Origin of the sequence: Streptomyces sp. RFCAC02 (assembly GCF_004193175.1) — a bacterium.
Lineage (GTDB): Bacteria > Actinomycetota > Actinomycetes > Streptomycetales > Streptomycetaceae > Streptomyces.
This window is the reverse complement of sequence record NZ_SAUH01000001.1, coordinates 3,106,774-3,125,944: the sequence shown is the minus strand read 5'-3', so window position 1 is coordinate 3,125,944 and position 19,171 is coordinate 3,106,774. Positions and strand designations below refer to the sequence as shown.

Here is a 19,171-nt window from a genome sequence, read left to right as displayed (position 1 = left end):
ACGGTGTCCTGCGCCCCTCCGGACAGCCGCCGGAGGGCCGTGCCACGCCGCCGCAGATGGGTCGCCGCCCTCCTCACCACGCTGTCGGCCGCTCCGGTGCTCGCCGGGCTCACCGGCACCCCGGCCGCGGCCGCGCCGACCGCTGCCGTCGCCGATGTCGCCTCCGACTCCGTGCGGACGACCGTCACCCTCACCGAACTGACCCCGGCCTCGCCCGGCCCGGACGACACGATCACCCTGCGTGGCACCATCACCAACAACGGCGATGCCGCGATCACGGACGGGACGGTGGACGCCCGCGAGGCCGTCGCCCTGTCCAGCCGCAGTGCCATGGACGATGCGGTGGAACGCCAGGGCTTCACCGACAGCTCGGTCGAGGGCGAGATAGTACGCGGACACGGCCAGGACATCGGGACCATCCCTCCCGGCCTCTCGACCACCTTCGAGCTCCAGGTGCCGGTGGACGCGCTGAGCCTCGGCGAGGACGGCGTCTACCAGATCGGGGTGACCCTCACCGGGCAGACGGAAGCCGAGCGCTGGGACCACATCTACGGTGTCGGCCGCACCCTGCTGCCCTGGTACCAGGAGTCCAGCAGCACGCCGGACACCCGGCTGACCGTCCTGTGGCCGCTCATCTCCACCACCCACCTCACGGCGGAGACCGGGCCGGACTCCGAGCAGACGCCCGCCTTCCGCGACGACTCGCTGCTGCAGGAGATCTCGCCCGGCGGCCGGCTCGACCAGCTCGTCAGCCTGGGCACCTCGCTGCCCGTGACCTGGGTGATCGACCCGGACCTCCTCGCCTCGGTGGAGGCCATGACGGAGGGCTACCGCATCGACACCCCCGAGGGCGCGGTCGACGGGCAGGGGCAGGACGAGGCCACCGCCTTCCTCCAGCGCCTGCGCGAGGCGGTGAGCGGCGACGAGGTGATCGCCCTGCCCTTCGCCGATCCCGACATCGCCTCCCTCGCCCATCAGGGACAGGAGGTGCGCGGCGCCCTCGGACACCTGCGGGACGCGACAGAGATGGCCGGCGACACCGTGGAGGCGGTCCTGGACACCGACTCGATCACGAATGTCACCTGGCCGGTCGAAGGGGCCGTCGACCCCTCCATCGTGACGGTGGGCACCTCTGCGGGCGCGGACACGATCATCGCCCGCAGTGACAGCCTCCGAACTCCCGACTCCCTCGACTACACCCCGTCGGCCGTTCGTGCCCTGGATGAGGGGATCAGCGCGACCGTGGCCGACGCCCGGCTGTCCACTCTCTTCGAGGGCGACATGACGAGCGCGGGCAATGTGTCGCAGGCCCGGCAGGAACTGCTCGCGCAGACCCTGGCCGTCGCCCAGCAGGACGCCCCCGGCGAGCGGAACATCCTGCTGGCCCCCCAGCGGATGCCGGACCTCGCCCAGGCCCAGGCCATGGCCGAGGCGATCTCCGCGCTCCAGCGGGAGGGGAGCTGGATCGGGTTCGCCGACTTCTCGGAGACGGCAGCGGCCACACCGGACCCCGCGTTCTCCCAGGAGGTGCCGTCGGCCGAGGCATACCCGCAGGAGCTGCGCGACCGGGAGCTGCCCACCAGCGCGTTCCAGGCGATGCGGCAGACCGAGCGGACCCTTGAGGACTTCACGGTGATCCTGACGCAGGCGGACCGCGTGGAGACGCCGTACGGCAACGCCCTCCGCCGTGAGATGTCCACCTCGTGGCGCGGGAACGCCCAGGAGGCGTCCGTCTACCGGGCCAGTGTGCAGAACGGCCTCGACGACCTGAGAAGCCAGGTCCATCTCATCCAGAAGACGCCCATCACCCTCTCCGGGCGCAGCGCGACGATCCCGGTCACGGTGCAGAACAACCTCGTCCAGGACGTCGAGGGCCTGACCCTGCGCATCACGTCCAGCCGGCGCTTCGGTCTCGAGGTGAGCGAGCCGCAGGAGATCTCGGTCAGCGGTGGGCACAGCCAGTCGGTCAAGTTCTCGACCACGGCCAGGGCCAGCGGCCGGGTCACGATCACGGCGCAGCTCTACACGGCCGACAACAAGCCCTACGGTCAGCCGATGGAGTTCACCGCGGATGTCACCTCCATCACCTCGGCCGTGATGATGGTGATCGCGGGCGGTCTGCTCCTCGTGGTCCTCGCGGGCATCCGGATGTACACGCAGCGCAAGCGGGCCGCCCGGATATCCGGGTCCGACGAGGGCGCCCCGGACGCGGACGCCGAAGCCCGCCCGGAGCCCGGTGCGGCGCCCTCCGGGCAGGAGGCTTCCGAAGGGACACCGCCCGGTGAAGCTGCCTCGGGAGACACCGGCGGGACGGGGCGGCCCCCGGGTGAGCACGACGCCGACACCGGCGGCGGGAACACCGGCACCCAGCCCGGTAGTGAGAGGCTGGACGACGACCAGTGAGCCGCCGGGCGGCGGGGCACCACCGGCCCGTGAACCTTGAGGTGGAGTAGCGATGGAAGCGCCATACGACCGTGAGGACGGCCAGGCGCCGGGTGCCGGCGCGCCCTCGGGCCGTCGGCACGACCATCCGGCCGGTCCCTACCCGTCCGGCGCTCCCGGCTCGCGGCCTCCGGCGTCCGGCTACGACCCTGCCCATGATCCGCGGGCGGGTCATGGTGGGCACTATCCCGCCGACGCATACCATCAGGGCGCTTACGGTCAGGATCCCTACGGCTCCGACGCGGGGTACGGCGTGGGCACGCCCTACCCGTCCTCCCCGGAGCACCATGCTTCCTACGCGGCCCCCTATGACCCCGCGGGTCCGCAGGCCGGGTACCCGCCGCAGTATCCGGACACCGGAGCCGGTGGCTATGCGCCGGGGCACCAGGGCGCACCCGCCAGGCACTATCAGCCGCCGCAGAACCAGTCCGAACGCCCGCCGCCGGCAGACATGCAGCAGCCGCACAGCGGCTACCCGCAGCAGTCCCCCGACCCCTACCAGCAGGCCCCCTCGAACTGGCCCGATCAGGGCGGCGCCGGAGGCTACGCACCGGACCAGCAGCGCGCCCCCTATCCGGCGCAGTACGCGGAGCCCTACGGGGACCCGTACGCGCCCCCTGCCGATGGCATCGACGGGCTGATGAGCAGCGCGGCCGGGCCGCCCGCGGAGCCCGGCGGCCCGGGCCACCACCGCCCGGACCTCGACGACGCCTTCGCCCACCTCTTCCGTGACCAGCAGGGCGGCGCCGGCTCCTACCCGTCCCGGCCCGCGCCGCCGCCGGCTCCGCACCCCTCCGCGTACGGGGAGCAGTACCAGCAGCAGCCCGCCGGCCCGGAGCACTCCGGCTCCCCCGGCGGTCCCTACGGGGCTGCGGAGCAGCAGGAACCGGTGGCCCCCGAGGAGCCCGCGCGGCCGGCCGCCCCGGCGAAGCGGCAGGGCCGCGCGGCCGGGCTGCTGCGCTCCAGTGCCGTGATGGCCGCCGGCACCCTGGTCTCCCGGCTGACCGGCTTCGTACGTCAGCTGATCATCGTCGCCGCCCTGGGCGCCGCCGTGCTGGGCGACACCTACACGGTCGCCTGGGCACTGCCCAACATGATCTACATCCTGACGATCGGCGGCGGGCTGAACTCGGTGTTCGTCCCGCAACTGGTGCGGTCGATGAGGCAGGACCGGGACGGCGGCACCGCGTACGCCAACCGGCTGCTGACCCTCGTCATGGTGATCCTCGGGGCGCTGGTCGTCGTCGCCGTGCTGGTGGCGCCCGTGCTGGTCCGCCTCATGTCCGCGAAGATCGCGGACGATCCGGCCGCCAACGAGGTGGCCGTCACCTTCGCCCGCTACTTCCTGCCGACCATCTTCTTCATGGGCATCCACGTGGTGCTCGGACAGATCCTCAACGCCCGCGACCACTTCGGTCCGATGATGTGGACCCCGGTCCTCAACAACATCGTCGTCATCTTCACCTTCGGCATGTTCCTGTGGGTGTACGGCACCCAGCGCACCTCGGGCGTGGACGCGGCGACGATCACTCCGGAGGGTGTCCGGCTGCTGGGCATCGGCACGCTGCTCGGCCTCGTCGTCCAGTCCCTCGCGATGCTGCCCTACCTGCGGGCCGCCGGCTTCCGGGTCCGTCCCCGGTTCGACTGGCGGGGTCACGGCATGGGCAAGGCCGCCAAGCTCGCCAAGTGGACGGTCCTCTTCGTCCTCGCCAACCAGGCCGGGCTGGTGGTCGTCACCCAGCTCGCGACCTGGGCCGGTGACAACGCCGAACGTGCCGGCCATCCGGGCACCGGATTCATCGCCTACAACAGCGCGCTGCTGATCTGGCAGATGCCGCAGGCGATCATCACGGTCTCCGTGATGGCCGCCCTCCTGCCACGGCTGTCCCGGTCCGCGGCGGACGGCGACACGGCCGCCGTGCGGGACGACCTGTCCCACGGTCTGCGGACCTCCGCCGTGGCGATCGTGCCCATCGCCTTCGCGTTCCTCGCGCTCGGCGTACCGATGTGCACGCTGCTCTTCGGCTCGGCCGGCGAGGAGGGTGCCCGCTCCTTCGGCTACATCCTGATGGCCTTCGGCCTGGGTCTCATTCCCTTCTCGGCCCAGTACGTCGTCCTGCGTGCCTTCTACGCCTACGAGGACACCAGGACGCCGTTCTACAACACCGTGATCGTCTCGCTGTCGTGGATCGTCCTCTCGTCGATCTGCTTCGTCGCGCTGCCCGACCGCTGGGTGGTCGCCGGCATCGCGCTGAGCTACGGCATCTCCTACGCGATCGGTGTACGGACGGCCTGGCGGCGCCTGCGCCGCCGCATGGGCGCGGATCTCGACGGCACGCGCGTCGTACGGACCTACATCCGCCTCGCCGGCGCGAGCATCCCGGCGGCTGTACTGGGCGGCGCGGCGGGGCTCATGGTGCTGGGGGCGCTCGGCGAAGGCATGATGGGATCATTCGTCTCCCTGGTCAGCGGCGGTCTGATCCTGCTGGTCGTCTTCTACGGAGCGGCCAGGAAGATGCGGATCGAGGAGCTGACCGCGCTCGTCGGCATGATCCGTGGGCGGTTGGGCCGCTGAAAATGAACGAACGGGGCACCCGATCCGGTGACACCCGGCACGACACCACTCGGCCATATGGCGTACAGCCTTCGGCCGCCCTCATATGTCGTGCACTACGACGGACTACCGGCACAATGAGTCTGGCAGTGTCAAGAGCCCGACAGCCGAGAACGGGGAGGCGGAACGACGGTGGCCGAACGGAGCACGGCGACGAGCGCGCCGCAGGGGCCGACCAGCGTTCGCGACACCAGCGACGCCCCGGACGCCGAGCGCGCCGACACCAGGACGATGGCGCTCACCGCGGAGCCGGCGCCCGGCCGGCCGGGGACGGCCGACGACACCCCCCGCACGCCCGAACTGCACAGCGGCCACAGACTCGCCAAGCGGTACCGCCTGGAGGAGTGCATCACCCGTTTGGACGGGTTCAGCAGCTGGCGTGCGATGGACGAGAAGCTGCGTCGCGCCGTGGGTGTCCATATCCTGCCCGCGCACCACGAGCGCGCGGCCGCCGTGCTCTCCGCGGCCCGCTCGGCGGCTCTGCTGGGTGATCCGCGGTTCGTCCAGGTCCTCGACGCGGTGGAGGACAACGGACTCGTCCACGTCATCCACGAGTGGCTGCCGGATGCCGTACCGCTGAGCGCGCTGCTCGCGGCGGGTCCGCTGGAGGCGCACGAGGCGTACGCGCTGGCGAGCCAGGTCGCGCAGGCGATGACCGCCGCCCACCGCAAGGGGCTGGCGCACCTGCGCCTCACCCCCGGCACGGTGCTGCGTACCGCACCTGGCCAGTTCCGCATCCGGGGTCTCGCCGTGGACGCGGCACTGCGGGGGATCGTCTCGGACCAGGCCGAACGCGCCGACACGGAGGCCATCGGAGCGCTCCTCTACGCCGCCCTCACGCAGCGCTGGCCCTATGACGAGGGTGCCTATGGCCTCGCGGGCGTCGCAGGGCTCAGCAAGGGCTCCCGCGACTCACTGGCCACTCCCGAACAGGTCCGGGCCGGGGTCCACCGCGGTCTGTCCGAGGTCGCCATGCGCGCTCTGGTGAACGACGGCGCCACCGCGGCCAGCCAGAAGCCCGCCTGCACCACTCCGGAGGAGCTGGGGAAGGCACTGGCCGCTCTGCCCCGCATCCGCCCCGCGGACCCGACTCCGACGGGTATCGCCGGTTTCCAGCGCACCACCTACCAGCGGGGCTCGCTCGGTGCCGCACCGACGGCGGTGAACCCTCCCGTCCAGCCGCCGGCACCGCCCGCGCCGGCCCTCCCGGGCCGTACGGGTACCGCATTGAAGTGGGGTGTCTCGGCCCTGCTGATCGCGGCTCTCGGGCTGGGGAGCTGGCAGCTCGCCGACACCCTGCTGAAGGGGGACAGCCCCGGCGGGACCACCACGGAGGAGCAGGCGGCGCCCCCGGTCCAGCCGAACGACGCGCCCGAGCCTCAGCCGATCGACATCGCCGACATCACCGAGTTCAATCCCGGGGGCAGCGACCAGAGCCCCAGCACCCTGCAGAACGCGATCGACGACGACCCCGAGTCGGACTGGCACACCAAGAACTACTTCGGTCCGCACTTCGCCAACCTCAAGGACGGCCTCGGGGTCGTTCTCGACCTGGGTGACGTCACGACCGTCCACTCGGTCACCGTCGAGGCCGTCGGTGACACCCCCATGGAGTTCCGGGCGGCCGACCCGGAGGCGACATCCGCACCGTCGGATCCCGAGGACTTCACCACCGTCGCCGAGGGCAGCGGGGAGTCCGTCACGCTGGCCGGGGACGGCACGATCGAGACACGGTACATTCTCGTCTGGCTCACCGATCTGCCGCAGGGTTCCGACGGCAACTACCGTGGCCGCATCACTGACATCACCGTCACGGGGGAGTGAACACCGGGCAGTGCCCGGCCCGCCCGTCCGGGCCGGGCAGCGACGAGGGGAGGGTTCGCCGTGGGACACCGCGCGCCCCGCGAGCCTTCCGACACCGCGACCGATGACGATCTGCTCCACCGGCACGTGGCGGGCGACCCCGATGCCTTCACCGAGATCGTGCGCCGCCACCGCGACCGACTCTGGGCCGTGGCCCTGAGAACGCTCGGCGACCGCGAGGAAGCCGCTGACGCCCTCCAGGACGCCTTCGTCTCCGCCTACCGGGCGGCCCACACCTTCCGCGGCCAGGCCGCGGTCACCACCTGGCTGCACCGGATCACCGTCAACGCCTGCCTCGACCGCATGCGCAAGGCGAAGAGCCGTCGCACCGCCCCGCTCCCCGAGCCGGGACGCCTGGAGGACCTCCTGGAGCCCCAGGAGTCCGCCGCCGATCCGGCCGAGCGTCAGGACCTCCGTCGCCAGCTCGAAGAGGCCCTGGCCGAACTGCCCGCCGAGCAGCGCGCCGCACTGGTCCTGGTGGACATGCAGGGCTACCCCGTCGCCGAGGCCGCCCGCATCCTGGAGGTACCGGTGGGGACCGTCAAGAGCCGATGCGCCAGGGGACGATCCCGGCTGCTGCCCCTGCTCCGACATCTTCAACCCCGCACGGAAGCGGAAGACAAGGGAAGGAACCGGACACCGGGCGCATCCGTCCCATCTCCGAGGAACGCGGGAGAGACCGGAGCCGTACAGGGAAGGGGGGAGAAGCGCTCATGAGTGATCGACACCCCGGGCCGGAGGAGCTGGCCGACCTCGAAGAGGATCTCCTCCCCACGGCCGAGGCGGCAGCACTCCACGACCACCTCACCCACTGCACCGCCTGCTCGGACACACTCGCCGATCTCGCTCTGCTGAGACAGGAACTCCAGGCCTTCCCGGCTGCGCCGATACCGGACGACATCGCTGCGCGCATCGAGGACGCCCTCGGCGCAGTTTCACGTGAAACCAGAAGAGAGGTGCCGCGTGAAACCAGAGGAGCGGTGCCACGTGAAACCAGAAGAGCGGTGCCGCGTGGCACCGAGAAGGAAGGGCCACGGGAGTTCGGGGAGGGAAACCCCGCGGACGGTCGGACGGCGGAAGCCGAATCCGAGGAGTGGGGTCCGGTCGCATCCCCGACAGGGCCGGGCAGCGGTTCCCGGCGGCGCCGGCCGCGCCTGGCGCTCGCAGCAGCGGGCGCCCTGGTCATGCTCGGCTTCGGCGCGATCGTCGTGCAGTCCATGGACCATGTCGGGACGGGGACGGAGGATGCCGGAACCGCCGAGATGTACGCCGATGGCGAGGCGGCCGATGGTGCGGATCAGGTGGCCGTGCAGGTGCGTGAGCTGCTCGCCGAGGCGGCGGTACTCCCCAGCGTGCTGAGCACCAGTGGCACGGCCTCCCCGGACCCCTCCGAGGAGCGCTCCGCGGAATCCGCGGAGCCGACAGAGACCGAGGCTCCGGACTCGGCCGAGGCTTCGCCCGACATGGGTTCCGGGACCAGTCCTGGGCCGGACGAGACCGGCGTCGCCGAACCGGCCGAGGTCCCCTCCTGCGTCGAGGCCGCCATCGGACGCCGGGAGGCGCCGCTGGCCGCGGGTGAAGAGGACTACGCGGGGAACGACGCCTATCTCGTCGTCTTCGCCCACTCGGCGGACCCGGACCGCGTCGACGCCTACATGGTCGACGCGGGCTGCGTGAACGCCCACCCCCCGATCTCGGGGGAAGTGCTGCTCCGGGCGAGCTACCCGCGCGAGTGAGGGCTGCCCGTCGCGCGAGGAGCCGGGAATGTCTGGGACCCTAGGATCGGTTATTGGACTGTGGGCCCCGGCCGGGGTCCCGGGTGAGAGATCCTGAGACAAGGAAGATTTCCGTGAGCGACGTCCGCAACGTGATCATCATCGGCTCTGGACCCGCCGGCTATACGGCTGCGCTCTACACCGCACGCGCTTCGCTCAACCCCCTCGTCTTCGAGGGATCGGTCACCGCGGGCGGCGCCCTGATGAACACCACCGAGGTCGAGAACTTTCCCGGCTTCAAGGACGGCATCATGGGTCCCGACCTGATGGACGGCATGCGTGCCCAGGCTGAGCGATTCGGCGCCGAGCTGGTCCCGGACGACGTGGTGTCCGTGGACTTCAGCGGCGAGATCAAGAAGGTGACCGACACCGCCGGCACCGTCCACGAGGCCAAGGCCGTCATCGTGGCCACCGGATCGCAGCACCGCCGGCTCGGCCTCCCTCAGGAGGACCAGCTCTCCGGCCGCGGGGTCTCCTACTGCGCCACCTGCGACGGTTTCTTCTTCAAGGAGCAGGACATCGTGGTCGTCGGTGGCGGTGACACAGCCATGGAGGAGGCCACCTTCCTCAGCCGCTTCGCCCGCTCGGTCACCATCGTGCACCGCCGGGACACCCTGCGGGCGTCCAAGGCCATGCAGGAGCGTGCCTTCGCCGACCCCAAGATCTCCTTCGCCTGGGACAGCGAGGTGGCGGAGATCCACGGCACCGAGGGCAAGCTCTCCAGCCTCACCCTGCGCAACACCAAGACGGGTGAGACGTCCGAGCTGCCGGTGACCGGCCTGTTCGTCGCCATCGGCCACGACCCCCGGGTGGAGCTGTTCACCGGTCAGCTCGAACTGGACCGCGACGGCTATGTCCAGGTCGAGGCCCCCACCACGCGCACCAGTGTCCCGGGCGTCTTCGCCGCCGGTGATGTCGTGGACCACACCTACCGCCAGGCGATCACCGCCGCCGGGACGGGCTGCTCCGCGGCACTCGACGCCGAGCGCTACCTGGCCGCCCTCACCGACGCCGAGGCCGTTTCCTCGGACGTCCAGGTCTGACTTTTCTCTCCCACCACCACCCCACCGAAAGTGAAGGAGAAGCATCATGGCCGGTGCCACCGTGACCGCCACTGACGCGGACTTCGAGGAGAAGGTCCTCAAGAGCGACAAGCCCGTCCTGGTCGACTTCTGGGCGGAGTGGTGCGGTCCCTGCCGCATGGTCGCCCCCGCGTTGGAGGCCATCGCCGCCGAGCACGCCGAGAAGCTCACCGTCGTCAAGCTCAACATCGACGAGAACCCGGCCACGGCGGCCCGCTACGGCATCATGTCCATCCCCACGATGAACGTCTACCAGAACGGCGACGTCGTGAAGACCATCGTCGGAGCCAAGCCGAAGGCCGCGATCGAGCGGGATCTCAACGCCTTCATCTCCTGACACCGGCACCCCCTCCGAGGGCCGGTCATGTTTCACGTGAAACGTGACCGGCCCTCAGTGCTGGCTGGAGCGAGACCCTCCCTCTACCGCTCCCGACCAGCCGGTCCCACGCCTGCCCGACGTCCGTCCGCCAGGACACCGTGCGCCGCAGCTCCAGCCGCATGCGGGGAGACACCCGATGGGAACGCGCCTCCTCGAACCCCACCGCCGCCAGGAACGGCGCCGGGAGCAAGCAGGAGTCGGTGCGCCCACGCGCGTCGGCGAAGCACTCGATCGCCCGGACGCCGCGGCCCGCGAGATCCTTCACCACCGACTGCATCAGGGTCCGCCCGAGCCCCTGTCCCCGGCACTCAGGGGCGAGCCAGGCAGTCAGCAGCAGGACGGCGTCCGGACTGACGGGGCTCGTGGGGAAGGCAGCGGCCCGGGGCACACGGTCGGGAGGCGCGTAGAGAGCGAAGCCGACCCGAGTCTCATCGACCACGACCAGTCGGCCGCAGGGCCCCCACTCCTGAGTCAACGACGACACCCACGCCCGCTTCCGACGCAGGCCGTCCGCTGGTCCCTCGGCGGACAGCGAGCCGGACTCCCGGCGCGGCTCACCGACCGGACCGGCCTCCCAGAAGAGACAGTCACGGCAGCGGGCCGGTAGATCCCCGACACAGTCGGGCGTCAGTGGCACAAGACGGCGCCCCATGGATGCATGGTATCCATGGGGCGCCGAGATGATGCGACGCTCGCTGCCGGTCGCTTTCCTGTCAGTCGCTCCCCTCGGCGGAAGGCGCGGGATCGGCAGCCCGGGTCTGCTCCAGGACCGGCCGCTCGTCGGGCGCCAACTGGCTGAGGATGCGGTTCAGGTCCTCCACCGAGGCGAACTCGACGACGATCTTGCCCTTCTTCTGACCGAGGTCCACCTTCACGCGTGTCTCGAAGCGATCCGACAGGCGGCCCGCCAGCCCTTCCAGGGCGGGGGAGATCCGAGTGCCGGCCCGGGGGCCACGCGGCTTCGCGCCCTTCTTGGCGGCCGAGCCCATCAGCACGAGGATCTCCTCGATGGCCCGGACCGAGAGGTTCTCGGCGACGATGCGATGCGCCAGCCGCTCCTGCTCCTCCGGGTCCTCGACAGCCACCAGGGCACGGGCATGGCCGGCCGACAGCACACCGGACGCCACGCGCTTCTGGACGTTCGTCGACAGGCGGAGCAGCCGGAGCGTGTTCGACACCTGCGGACGGGACCGGCCGATGCGATCGGCCAGTTCGTCGTGGGTGCACTGGAAGTCCTTCAGCAACTGGTCGTAGGCGTGCGCCTCTTCCAGCGGATTGAGCTGAGCCCGGTGGAGGTTCTCCAGCAGCGCGTCCAGGAGCATCCTGTTGTCTTCGGTGTGCCGGACGATCGCGGGGATCGCTTCCAGCTCCGCTTCCTGACAGGCCCGCCACCGGCGCTCACCCATGATCAGCTCGTACTGATCGGAGTTCACCTGCCGGACGACGACCGGCTGGAGCAGCCCCACCTCCTTGATGGAGGTGACGAGTTCGGCCAGCGCGTCCTCGTCGAAGACCTCGCGGGGCTGATGGGGGTTCGGGATGATCGCGTCGATCGGGATCTCGGCGAAGTACGCTCCGGCCGGCGGAGCCGGTACCGGTTCAGCGGCCGGACCCGAAGCGGGGTCCGGGGCGCCCGGTGCCCGCTCCACGGCCGGCGTACCGTCCAGACGCTCAGCAGCGGACGGGACGGGGATGCCCCGCTGCGGGTTGAGCATGGGCAGGGAAGCGGGTGAGGCCGGCCCCGCCTCGGAGGCCGCGGCCTCGCTCTCCGAACGCGGCGGCGCGGCGGGAATCAATGCTCCCAGCCCACGGCCGAGACCTCTGCGTCGTTCGCTCACTGTGTTCCCTCCACCGGGCCGCGCTGTTCCTGCTGCGGCAGAACATGCTGAGAAGCCACACCCCGCAGGGCGATCTCCCGAGCGGCTTCCAGGTAGGACAGGGAACCGCTTGAACCGGGATCGTAGGTGAGGACCGTCTGTCCATAGCTCGGTGCCTCGGAGATGCGGACGGACCGGGGGATGTTCGTCCTGAGGACCTCGGCGCCGAAGTGGCTGCGCACTTCCTCCGCGACCTGGGAGGCCAGCCTGGTCCGGCCGTCGTACATGGTCAGCAGGATGGTCGAGACGTGCAACTCGGGGTTGAGGTGTCCCCGGACCAGCTCCACATTGCGCAGGAGCTGCCCCAGGCCCTCCAGGGCGTAGTACTCGCACTGGATGGGGATGCAGACCTCCGCGCCGGCGACCAGCGCGTTGACGGTGAGCAGGCCGAGCGAAGGCGGGCAGTCGATGAAGACATAGTCCAGCGGTTGCTCATAGGCGCTGATCGCCCGCTTCAGCCGGCTCTCCCTGGCCACCAGGGAGACCAGCTCGATCTCGGCACCGGCCAGGTCGATGGTGGCGGGAGCACAGAAAAGGCCCTCGACATCGTGCACCGGCTGGACGACGTCGGACAGCGGCAGGCTCTCCACCAGGACGTCGTAGATGGACGGGACTTCGGCGTGATGATCGATACCGAGCGCCGTCGAGGCGTTCCCCTGCGGGTCGAGGTCGATCACCAGGACCCGTGCCCCGTGCAGGGCCAGCGAAGCGGCGAGGTTGACCGTGGTCGTGGTCTTGCCGACGCCGCCCTTCTGGTTGGCGACGATCATGATGCGGGTGCTCTCGGGACGCGGCAGGCTTCCGCCGGTGCGGTACATCGCCGCCACCGCCTGCTGAGCCGCCCGGCCTGCCGGAGCCGGCCCGGTCGGCGGCGGGGCGCTCGACGCGATGTCCACCGCGCCTCCCGGTGCATCCGCCGGTTCGGACCGAGGGCCGGGGACCGGATCGGCCGTCGGCCCCGCGATATTGGCGTCGGACCGCAATGGTTCACTCTCCTCGACACGCGCAGCCTTCGTGGGTTCAAAGCCTGCCATGTCGGAGGGCTCCGGAACCAGCGAGGTCCCCATACCTGTGGACAACTGACTGCCTGTGGAGAGTGGCGCCCCTCGTGTGGGTGAGGAACGGCGGCCCCCTCGCTCCCTCGACTCGGAGGCCGCGCGTCCCCGGCTGATGATTCCGTGCAACAGCGAGCGACGTTTCACGTGAAACACGATGCCCAGCGCCACGACCGCCCGAGGAGCGACACTCCGCGTCGAGGTCATCTCAGACGCTTTTACCGTCGCTTCGGACGAACCCATGACACTGGGCAGGAGAAAGGAAGGCGGAGCGGCCGGACCGCTCAGCGGTGCCCGCGGCCGGAACGGGTGCCGCGGCGTGCGGCCTTGGCCCGTTTGGCAGCGAAGCGCACACCGCCGGGGCTCTCCCCGACCTCGACCCGCACCACGGTCGACGGCGGATCCACAACATCCGCCCCGACGCGGAGGACGGAGCTGCTGACGGCCCCCAGCTTGCCGAGCGCGGAGCGGGCCGCCCGCAGCTCATCCTCGGCGGTGTCGCCCTTGAGGGCGAGCATCTCGCCGTAGGGCCGCAGCAGTGGGATGCCCCACCCCGCGAGCCGGTCGAGCGGAGCGACGGCCCGGGCGGTCACCACATGGACGGGCGTGAAGGTGCTCAGCACCTCCTCGGCTCGTCCCCTCACCACGGTGACCTGGTCGTCGAGGCCGATCAGCTCGACCACCTCCTGGAGGAAGGTCGTGCGCCGCAGCAGGGGTTCCAGCAGGCTGATCCGCAGGTCCGGCCGGACCAGGGCGAGCGGAATACCCGGCAGACCCGCACCCGAGCCGACATCGCAGACGGTGACACCCTCGGGCACCACCTCGGAGAGAACCGCGCAGTTCAGGAGGTGGCGCTCCCAGAGACGGGGCACCTCACGCGGACCGATCAGGCCGCGGCGCACCCCCACCTCGGCGAGCAGGTCCGCGTACCGAACCGCGTCGGGCAGCCGGTCGCCGAAGACCCGCTGCGCCGCGGGAGGCGGCGTCGGTACCTTCGGCGACTCGTCCGCGGAGGGGGCCTCACTCACGGGAGGACGACCACCCGGCGCTGCGGCTCCTCGCCCTCCGACTCGCTGCGCAGGCCGGCCGCGGCCACCGCGTCGTGCACGACCTTGCGCTCGAACGGCGTCATCGGCTTCAGCTTGACCGGCTCGCCGGTCTCCTTGGCCTCCCGCGCGGCCTCGGTGCCCAGCGCGGTGAGCTTCTCGCGCTTGTGCGCCCGGTGGCCGGCGATGTCGAGCATCAGACGGCTGCGCTCACCGGTCTCCCGGTGCACCGCAAGGCGGGTCAGCTCCTGGAGGGCCTCCAGGACCTCGCCGTCGCGGCCGACGAGCTTCTGCAGGTCACGCGCCGAACCGTCGGCGATGATCGAGACCGCGGCCCGGTCGCCCTCGACGTCCATGTCGATGTCGCCGTCGAGGTCCGCGATGTCGAGCAGCCCCTCCAGGTAGTCGGCCGCGATCTCGCCCTCCTGTTCCAGCCTGGTCAGCGCATCGGTGACCTCGGCGGGAGCGGCGGCGGCTGAAGTGGTCTCCGTCACGGGTGGCGCTCCTTCTTACTTCTTGCTCTTCGCGGACGGCTTGTTCTTGCCCTGGGAGGGCTTCCGGGCGGGCTGCTTCTTCGCCGCCGGCTGCTTCTTCTGCGCGGTGCCGTTGCTCTGCGCTTGCGGCTGGGCCTCCGGCTCCTCGACATCCGCATCGGGCTTGTCGGTCGCCGAGGACTCGGCCTGGGACCGCGGCTGCTGCCCGGTGCCGGACTGGCGCTGTGCCTTGGACTGCCGCTTGGGCTGCGTCCGCGCGCTGCGGGCCGCCTCGGCGGTCTTCTTCCCCGGGGACTCCGCCGGCGCGGCGATCTTGCCCTTCTTCTGCAGCCGCTCCTGGCGCTGCTTGTAGGCGAGGCTGCCCGGCGTGGGGTTCCGCTGGATCACGAAGAGCTGCTGACCCATGGACCAGACGTTGGTGGTGAGCCAGTAGATCAGGACGCCGACGGGGAAGTTGATGCCGAAGACGGCGAACATGATCGGGAAGACGTACATGAGCAGCTTCTGCTGGTTCATGAACGGCGTCTTCGCGGTGAGGTCCACGTTCTTCGTCATGAGCTGGCGCTGCGTGTAGAACTGCGACGCCGACATCAGGATGATCATGATGATCGTGACGGTGCGGACCGTGCCCAGGGAGGCGCCCAGCTCGGCCACCTCGTGGGCGCTGTCCATGAACCGGGTGGCGATCGGAGCGCCGAACACCGTCGCCTGGCGCGCGCTCTCGACCTCGGCATCGGTGAGGACACCGACCTTCTGGTTGTTCGCGATGTGGCTGAGCGTCTGGAAGAGGGCGATGAAGAAGGGGGACTGCGCAAGGATCGGCAGGCAGCTCGCCAACGGGTTGGTGCCCGTCTCCTTGTACAGCTTCATCATCTCTTCGGACTGACGCTGCCGGTCGTTCTTGTAGCGCTCCTGGATCTTCTTCATCCGGGGCTGGAGCGCCTGCATGTTCCGCGTCGCCTTGATCTGCCGCACGAAGAGCGGGATCAGGCAGATGCGGACGAGGACCACCAGGGAGACGATCGACAGGCCCCAGGCCCAGCCGCTGTCCTCATCGAAGATCAGGCTGTACAGCGAGTGAAACCGGATGATGATCCATGAGACAGCGATATAAAGAGGACTGAGGATCGAGTTGATCGTGTCCACGGGTCAGGCTCCTTGGGCATTGTTGGGGGCACCCCCGGGCGAGGCGTGGGAAAGCGTCCGGTGCCGCAGACGGTCGCGAAGCCGCCGATGCCATACCGGGCGCTTCCGGGGAGGAACGTGATCGACTCCCCCGGGCGACCAGGGGTTGCAGCGCAGGATGCGCCAGGCCGCCAGGACGGTCCCCTTCACCGCACCGTGCCGGTCGATGGCCGTGTATCCGTAATGGGAGCACGACGGGTAGTAGCGGCAGACGGGGCCGAGCAGCGGGCTGATGGTCCACTGGTACAGCTTGATCAGCAGCAGCAGTGGGTACTTCATGGCCGTACCCCTCCCAGCAGCCGTTCGAGCGCGGCATCGAGCTCCCGGGCGAGGCGCTCATGGGCGAGATCGCCCGCACCGGGCAGTGCCCGCACGACGACCAGGCTACCGGCGGGAAGCCGCGTCAGCCGGTCCCGCAGGAGATGACGCAGACGCCGTTGCACGAGGTTGCGCACGACCGCGTTGCCCACGGCCTTGCTCACGACGAAACCCGCACGCGGCGGAGGAAGGGTTTCCTCCGCCGGGTGCGGGTTGTCACCGCCGCTCAGATGGACGACGAGGTGCGGGCGTCCGGCCCTGCGCCCGCGGCGCATCGCCGTCGCGAAGTCCTCGCGCCGCCTCAGCCGGTTCTCGGAGGGCAGCACCGCATGGACCTGTGATCGGGCAGGTCAGGCCGACAGCCGGGCGCGGCCCTTGCTGCGGCGGTTCGCGATGATGGCGCGGCCGGCACGCGTCCGCATCCGCAGCCGGAAGCCATGGGTCTTGGCCCGGCGCCGGTTGTTCGGCTGGAAAGTGCGCTTGCTCACTCGGGGACTCCAGAAGATCTTCGGTGTCCGGCTTCGGGTAGGCAGCCGGGACAGGACGTGGACCGCCGACAGCTGTCACCGTGCGCCCGCGAGGAACCCGCTGCGCCCGAGTCAGCCGCTGGCCAGCTCTTCGAAGGCAGATCTTCGGAGGCATGCGGCAGCAGCCGTCGACGACTCGACCTCGCCACGGTACGCGCGACGCGTCCCACAGGTCAAACCCGGACCGCCCCGACTTGTACACAGCCTGTGGACAATGACTTGATGTGCCCCCGGACCGCTGACTAACGTGGCTGAACTCGGAATCTTTTCCCGACCGCCCCGGAGTCAACCCTCGGGCGCCCGACAACGCCAGCGCCACCCGTGCGAGTGAGGAAGCGTGCCCCGTGGCCGACCTGCCTGTAGATCTTGCCGCGGTCTGGCCACGCGCGCTGACGGCCATGCTGTCCGACCCGCAGCGTCTCGAGGCGAAGGATCACCGGTGGCTCCAGGACTGCCAGCCACTCGCCCTCGTCTCGGGCACGGCGCTCCTCGGCGTCTCGAACGAGTACGCGAAGAGCGTCCTGGAGGGGAGGCTCGCCCCGCTGCTCGGCGACGTGCTCAGCCGCGAGTGCGGCCAGCCGATCCGGCTGGCGATCACCGTCACGGCGCCCCCGCCGGAGCCCCGGCGCCCGCTCCCGGAGCCGCCGGCGCACGAGGCACCCGGGCACCACGACGTACCGGCGCCGCACGCGCCCCCCGAGCACGATCCGTACGCGGACGGCGGCTACCGCGGTGAGCCGGTGGTGCGCCCCGCGTATCCGGACCATCCGCAGGCACCGCGCCCCGGCGGCGGGTGGCAGCAGGCGCACACCGCGCCCCCGGCCCCCGAGTACGCGTCCTACGGCCGTTCCGAACCGTACGAGCACCAGTACGGAGGTGGCGGCGCGGTCGGCTCGCCCGCTCCGCCGCCCGGGGGCTCGCCGGGCGGTCCCGCCGAGCCGACCGCGCGGCTGAACCCGAAGTACCTCTTCGACACGTTCGTCATCGGCGCGTCCAACCGGTTCGCGCACGCGGCGGCCGTGGCGGTCGCCGAGGCGCCGGCGAAGGCCTACAACCCCCTCTTCATCTACGGGGAGTCCGGCCTCGGCAAGACGCACCTGCTGCACGCGATCGGGCACTACGCCCGCAGCCTCTACCCGGGCACCCGCGTGCGGTACGTGAGCTCCGAGGAGTTCACCAACGAGTTCATCAACTCGATCCGCGACGGCAAGGCGGACGCGTTCCGCAAGCGCTACCGCGACATGGACATCCTGCTGGTGGACGACATCCAGTTCCTGGCCAGCAAGGAGTCGACGCAGGAGGAGTTCTTCCACACCTTCAACACCCTGCACAACGCCAACAAGCAGATCGTGCTGTCCTCGGACCGGCCGCCCAAGCAGCTGATCACCCTCGAGGACCGGCTCAGGAACCGCTTCGAGTGGGGCCTGATCACCGATGTCCAGCCGCCGGAGCTGGAGACGCGCATCGCGATCCTGCGGAAGAAGGCGGTGCAGGAGCAGTTGAACGCGCCGCCCGAGGTGCTGGAGTTCATCGCGTCCCGGATCTCGCGGAACATCCGCGAGCTGGAGGGCGCGCTGATCCGCGTCACGGCCTTCGCCAGCCTGAACCGGCAACCCGTCGACCTGGGCCTGACCGAGATCGTCCTCAAGGACCTCATCCCCGGCGGGGAGCACGCGACGCCGGAGATCACGGCGGACGCGATCTCCTCGGCCGTCGCCGACTACTTCGGTCTGACGGTGGAGGACCTGGCGGGCTCGTCGCGCAGCCGCATCCTCGTCACGGCACGGCAGATCGCCATGTACCTGTGCCGGGAGCTCACGGACCTGTCGCTGCCCAAGATCGGCCAGCACTTCGGCGGCCGGGACCACACGACCGTCATGCACGCGGACCGCAAGATCCGCGCCCTCATGGCCGAGCGGCGGTCCATCTACAACCAGGTCACCGAGCTGACCAACCGCATCAAGAACGGCTGAGCGCGGCCCGCGAGCCGGCCGGGCACCCGCACGACGGTGCCCGGCCGCGTCCGTGTGCCCACGTTTGTGTGCCCGCAGCCGTCCGTCGACCGTCCACGGCGCCCCCGGAGTCCCGGAGGCGCCGTTCGATTTGTGATCCAGGCAGGCCAGTTGTCCACAGGAAGAGCGATCCGCGCCCGTCCACACCCTGTGTGCGGCCGGAGTTGTCCGCAGCCGTATCCACAGGGCCTCGACAAGAAGATCGTTCGCGCTGGTCAGGCGGCTGTGGAAATGTGGGAAACGATGATCCACAGTCTGTGGACGAAGCAGGCGCCCACAACGGTCGCGGAGCGTTGTCCACCGCTCACCCACAGGCCGAGGCGGGTTTTGCACAGGTAATCCACAGGGTTGTCCACTGTTCGGCAACACAACGCGCCGCCTCACCGGGGAGAGTGAATCAGATCACAGGACGGCCCGCCGGAGCCTGTTGAGAACCGCCCCGGATCTGGGGACGAAGCTGTGGGCAAACCGGCCGCTCCTGTGGACGCCCTGTGGACGGCCG

At 70.4% G+C, this 19,171-nt stretch carries 17 protein-coding genes; 8 read left to right on the top strand and 9 right to left on the bottom strand.

The window, feature by feature from the left end; genetic code table 11:
• Window positions 1–39 precede the first annotated feature (39 nt).
• The 7 genes from EMA09_RS14570 (at window position 40) to trxA (ending at window position 10,113) form a co-directional block, all read left to right on the top strand.
• Window positions 40–2,403 carry a DUF6049 family protein gene (locus EMA09_RS14570; RefSeq protein ID WP_129841466.1) on the top strand — a complete coding sequence of 788 codons (2,364 nt, stop codon included), beginning with the start codon at window positions 40–42 and terminating at the stop codon, window positions 2,401–2,403.
• Between the two features lie 490 nt (window positions 2,404–2,893).
• Window positions 2,894–5,017: a murein biosynthesis integral membrane protein MurJ gene (murJ, locus tag EMA09_RS14565; protein ID WP_240796397.1), complete on the top strand. Its 2,124-nt coding sequence runs from the start codon at window positions 2,894–2,896 to the stop codon at window positions 5,015–5,017.
• Window positions 5,018–5,287: 270 nt separating this feature from the next.
• Complete coding sequence (locus EMA09_RS14560; protein ID WP_240796668.1) at window positions 5,288–6,880, top strand: protein kinase family protein; 1,593 nt, start codon at window positions 5,288–5,290, stop codon at window positions 6,878–6,880.
• A 60-nt stretch (window positions 6,881–6,940) separates the two neighbouring features.
• Complete coding sequence (gene sigM, locus EMA09_RS14555) at window positions 6,941–7,636, top strand: RNA polymerase sigma factor SigM (RefSeq protein ID WP_129841463.1); 696 nt, start codon at window positions 6,941–6,943, stop codon at window positions 7,634–7,636.
• Window positions 7,633–8,655 (top strand): hypothetical protein, encoded by a 1,023-nt coding sequence (locus EMA09_RS14550; protein WP_129841462.1) that lies wholly within the window; start codon window positions 7,633–7,635, stop codon window positions 8,653–8,655. The genes sigM and EMA09_RS14550 overlap by 4 nt, the downstream gene beginning before the upstream one ends.
• Window positions 8,656–8,768: 113 nt before the next feature.
• On the top strand, window positions 8,769–9,737 hold the full coding sequence (gene trxB / locus EMA09_RS14545) for a thioredoxin-disulfide reductase (RefSeq protein WP_129841461.1): 969 nt from the start codon (window positions 8,769–8,771) through the stop codon (window positions 9,735–9,737).
• Window positions 9,738–9,783: 46 nt separating this feature from the next.
• Window positions 9,784–10,113 (top strand): thioredoxin, encoded by a 330-nt coding sequence (gene trxA, locus EMA09_RS14540; RefSeq protein WP_129841460.1) that lies wholly within the window; start codon window positions 9,784–9,786, stop codon window positions 10,111–10,113.
• A 25-nt stretch (window positions 10,114–10,138) separates the two neighbouring features.
• Here the strand turns inward: trxA and EMA09_RS14535 are convergent, their stop codons facing one another.
• From EMA09_RS14535 to rpmH, 9 genes are all read right to left on the bottom strand, one after another.
• Window positions 10,139–10,807, bottom strand: coding sequence for a GNAT family N-acetyltransferase (locus tag EMA09_RS14535; RefSeq protein ID WP_129841459.1), 669 nt, complete (start codon window positions 10,805–10,807; stop codon window positions 10,139–10,141).
• Between the two features lie 61 nt (window positions 10,808–10,868).
• Window positions 10,869–11,993: a ParB/RepB/Spo0J family partition protein gene (locus EMA09_RS14530; protein WP_129841458.1), complete on the bottom strand. Its 1,125-nt coding sequence runs from the start codon at window positions 11,991–11,993 to the stop codon at window positions 10,869–10,871.
• Entirely contained in the window at window positions 11,990–13,066 is a 1,077-nt protein-coding gene (locus EMA09_RS14525) for a ParA family protein (RefSeq protein WP_129841457.1), read from the bottom strand. Before EMA09_RS14525 ends, EMA09_RS14530 begins: the two co-directional genes overlap by 4 nt.
• A gap of 305 nt (window positions 13,067–13,371) precedes the next feature.
• Complete coding sequence (gene rsmG, locus EMA09_RS14520) at window positions 13,372–14,115, bottom strand: 16S rRNA (guanine(527)-N(7))-methyltransferase RsmG (RefSeq protein WP_129841456.1); 744 nt, start codon at window positions 14,113–14,115, stop codon at window positions 13,372–13,374.
• Window positions 14,112–14,627, bottom strand: a complete 516-nt coding sequence (locus tag EMA09_RS14515; protein ID WP_129841455.1) for a R3H domain-containing nucleic acid-binding protein — start codon at window positions 14,625–14,627, stop codon at window positions 14,112–14,114. The genes rsmG and EMA09_RS14515 overlap by 4 nt, the downstream gene beginning before the upstream one ends.
• A 15-nt stretch (window positions 14,628–14,642) precedes the next feature.
• Window positions 14,643–15,764, bottom strand: a complete 1,122-nt coding sequence (yidC, locus tag EMA09_RS14510; RefSeq protein WP_129844044.1) for a membrane protein insertase YidC — start codon at window positions 15,762–15,764, stop codon at window positions 14,643–14,645.
• A 12-nt stretch (window positions 15,765–15,776) separates the two neighbouring features.
• Window positions 15,777–16,091 (bottom strand): membrane protein insertion efficiency factor YidD, encoded by a 315-nt coding sequence (gene yidD, locus EMA09_RS14505; protein ID WP_129841454.1) that lies wholly within the window; start codon window positions 16,089–16,091, stop codon window positions 15,777–15,779.
• The gene (rnpA, locus tag EMA09_RS14500; protein ID WP_129841453.1) at window positions 16,088–16,456 is read right to left on the bottom strand and encodes a ribonuclease P protein component; all 369 of its coding nucleotides are present in this window, start codon (window positions 16,454–16,456) and stop codon (window positions 16,088–16,090) included. Before rnpA ends, yidD begins: the two co-directional genes overlap by 4 nt.
• A gap of 24 nt (window positions 16,457–16,480) precedes the next feature.
• Entirely contained in the window at window positions 16,481–16,618 is a 138-nt protein-coding gene (gene rpmH, locus EMA09_RS14495) for a 50S ribosomal protein L34 (RefSeq protein WP_016472057.1), read from the bottom strand.
• Window positions 16,619–17,001: 383 nt separating this feature from the next.
• On the opposite strand from rpmH, the gene dnaA reads away from it, so the two are divergent.
• Window positions 17,002–18,630 (top strand): chromosomal replication initiator protein DnaA, encoded by a 1,629-nt coding sequence (dnaA, locus tag EMA09_RS14490; protein ID WP_129841452.1) that lies wholly within the window; start codon window positions 17,002–17,004, stop codon window positions 18,628–18,630.
• Window positions 18,631–19,171: the final 541 nt, after the last annotated feature.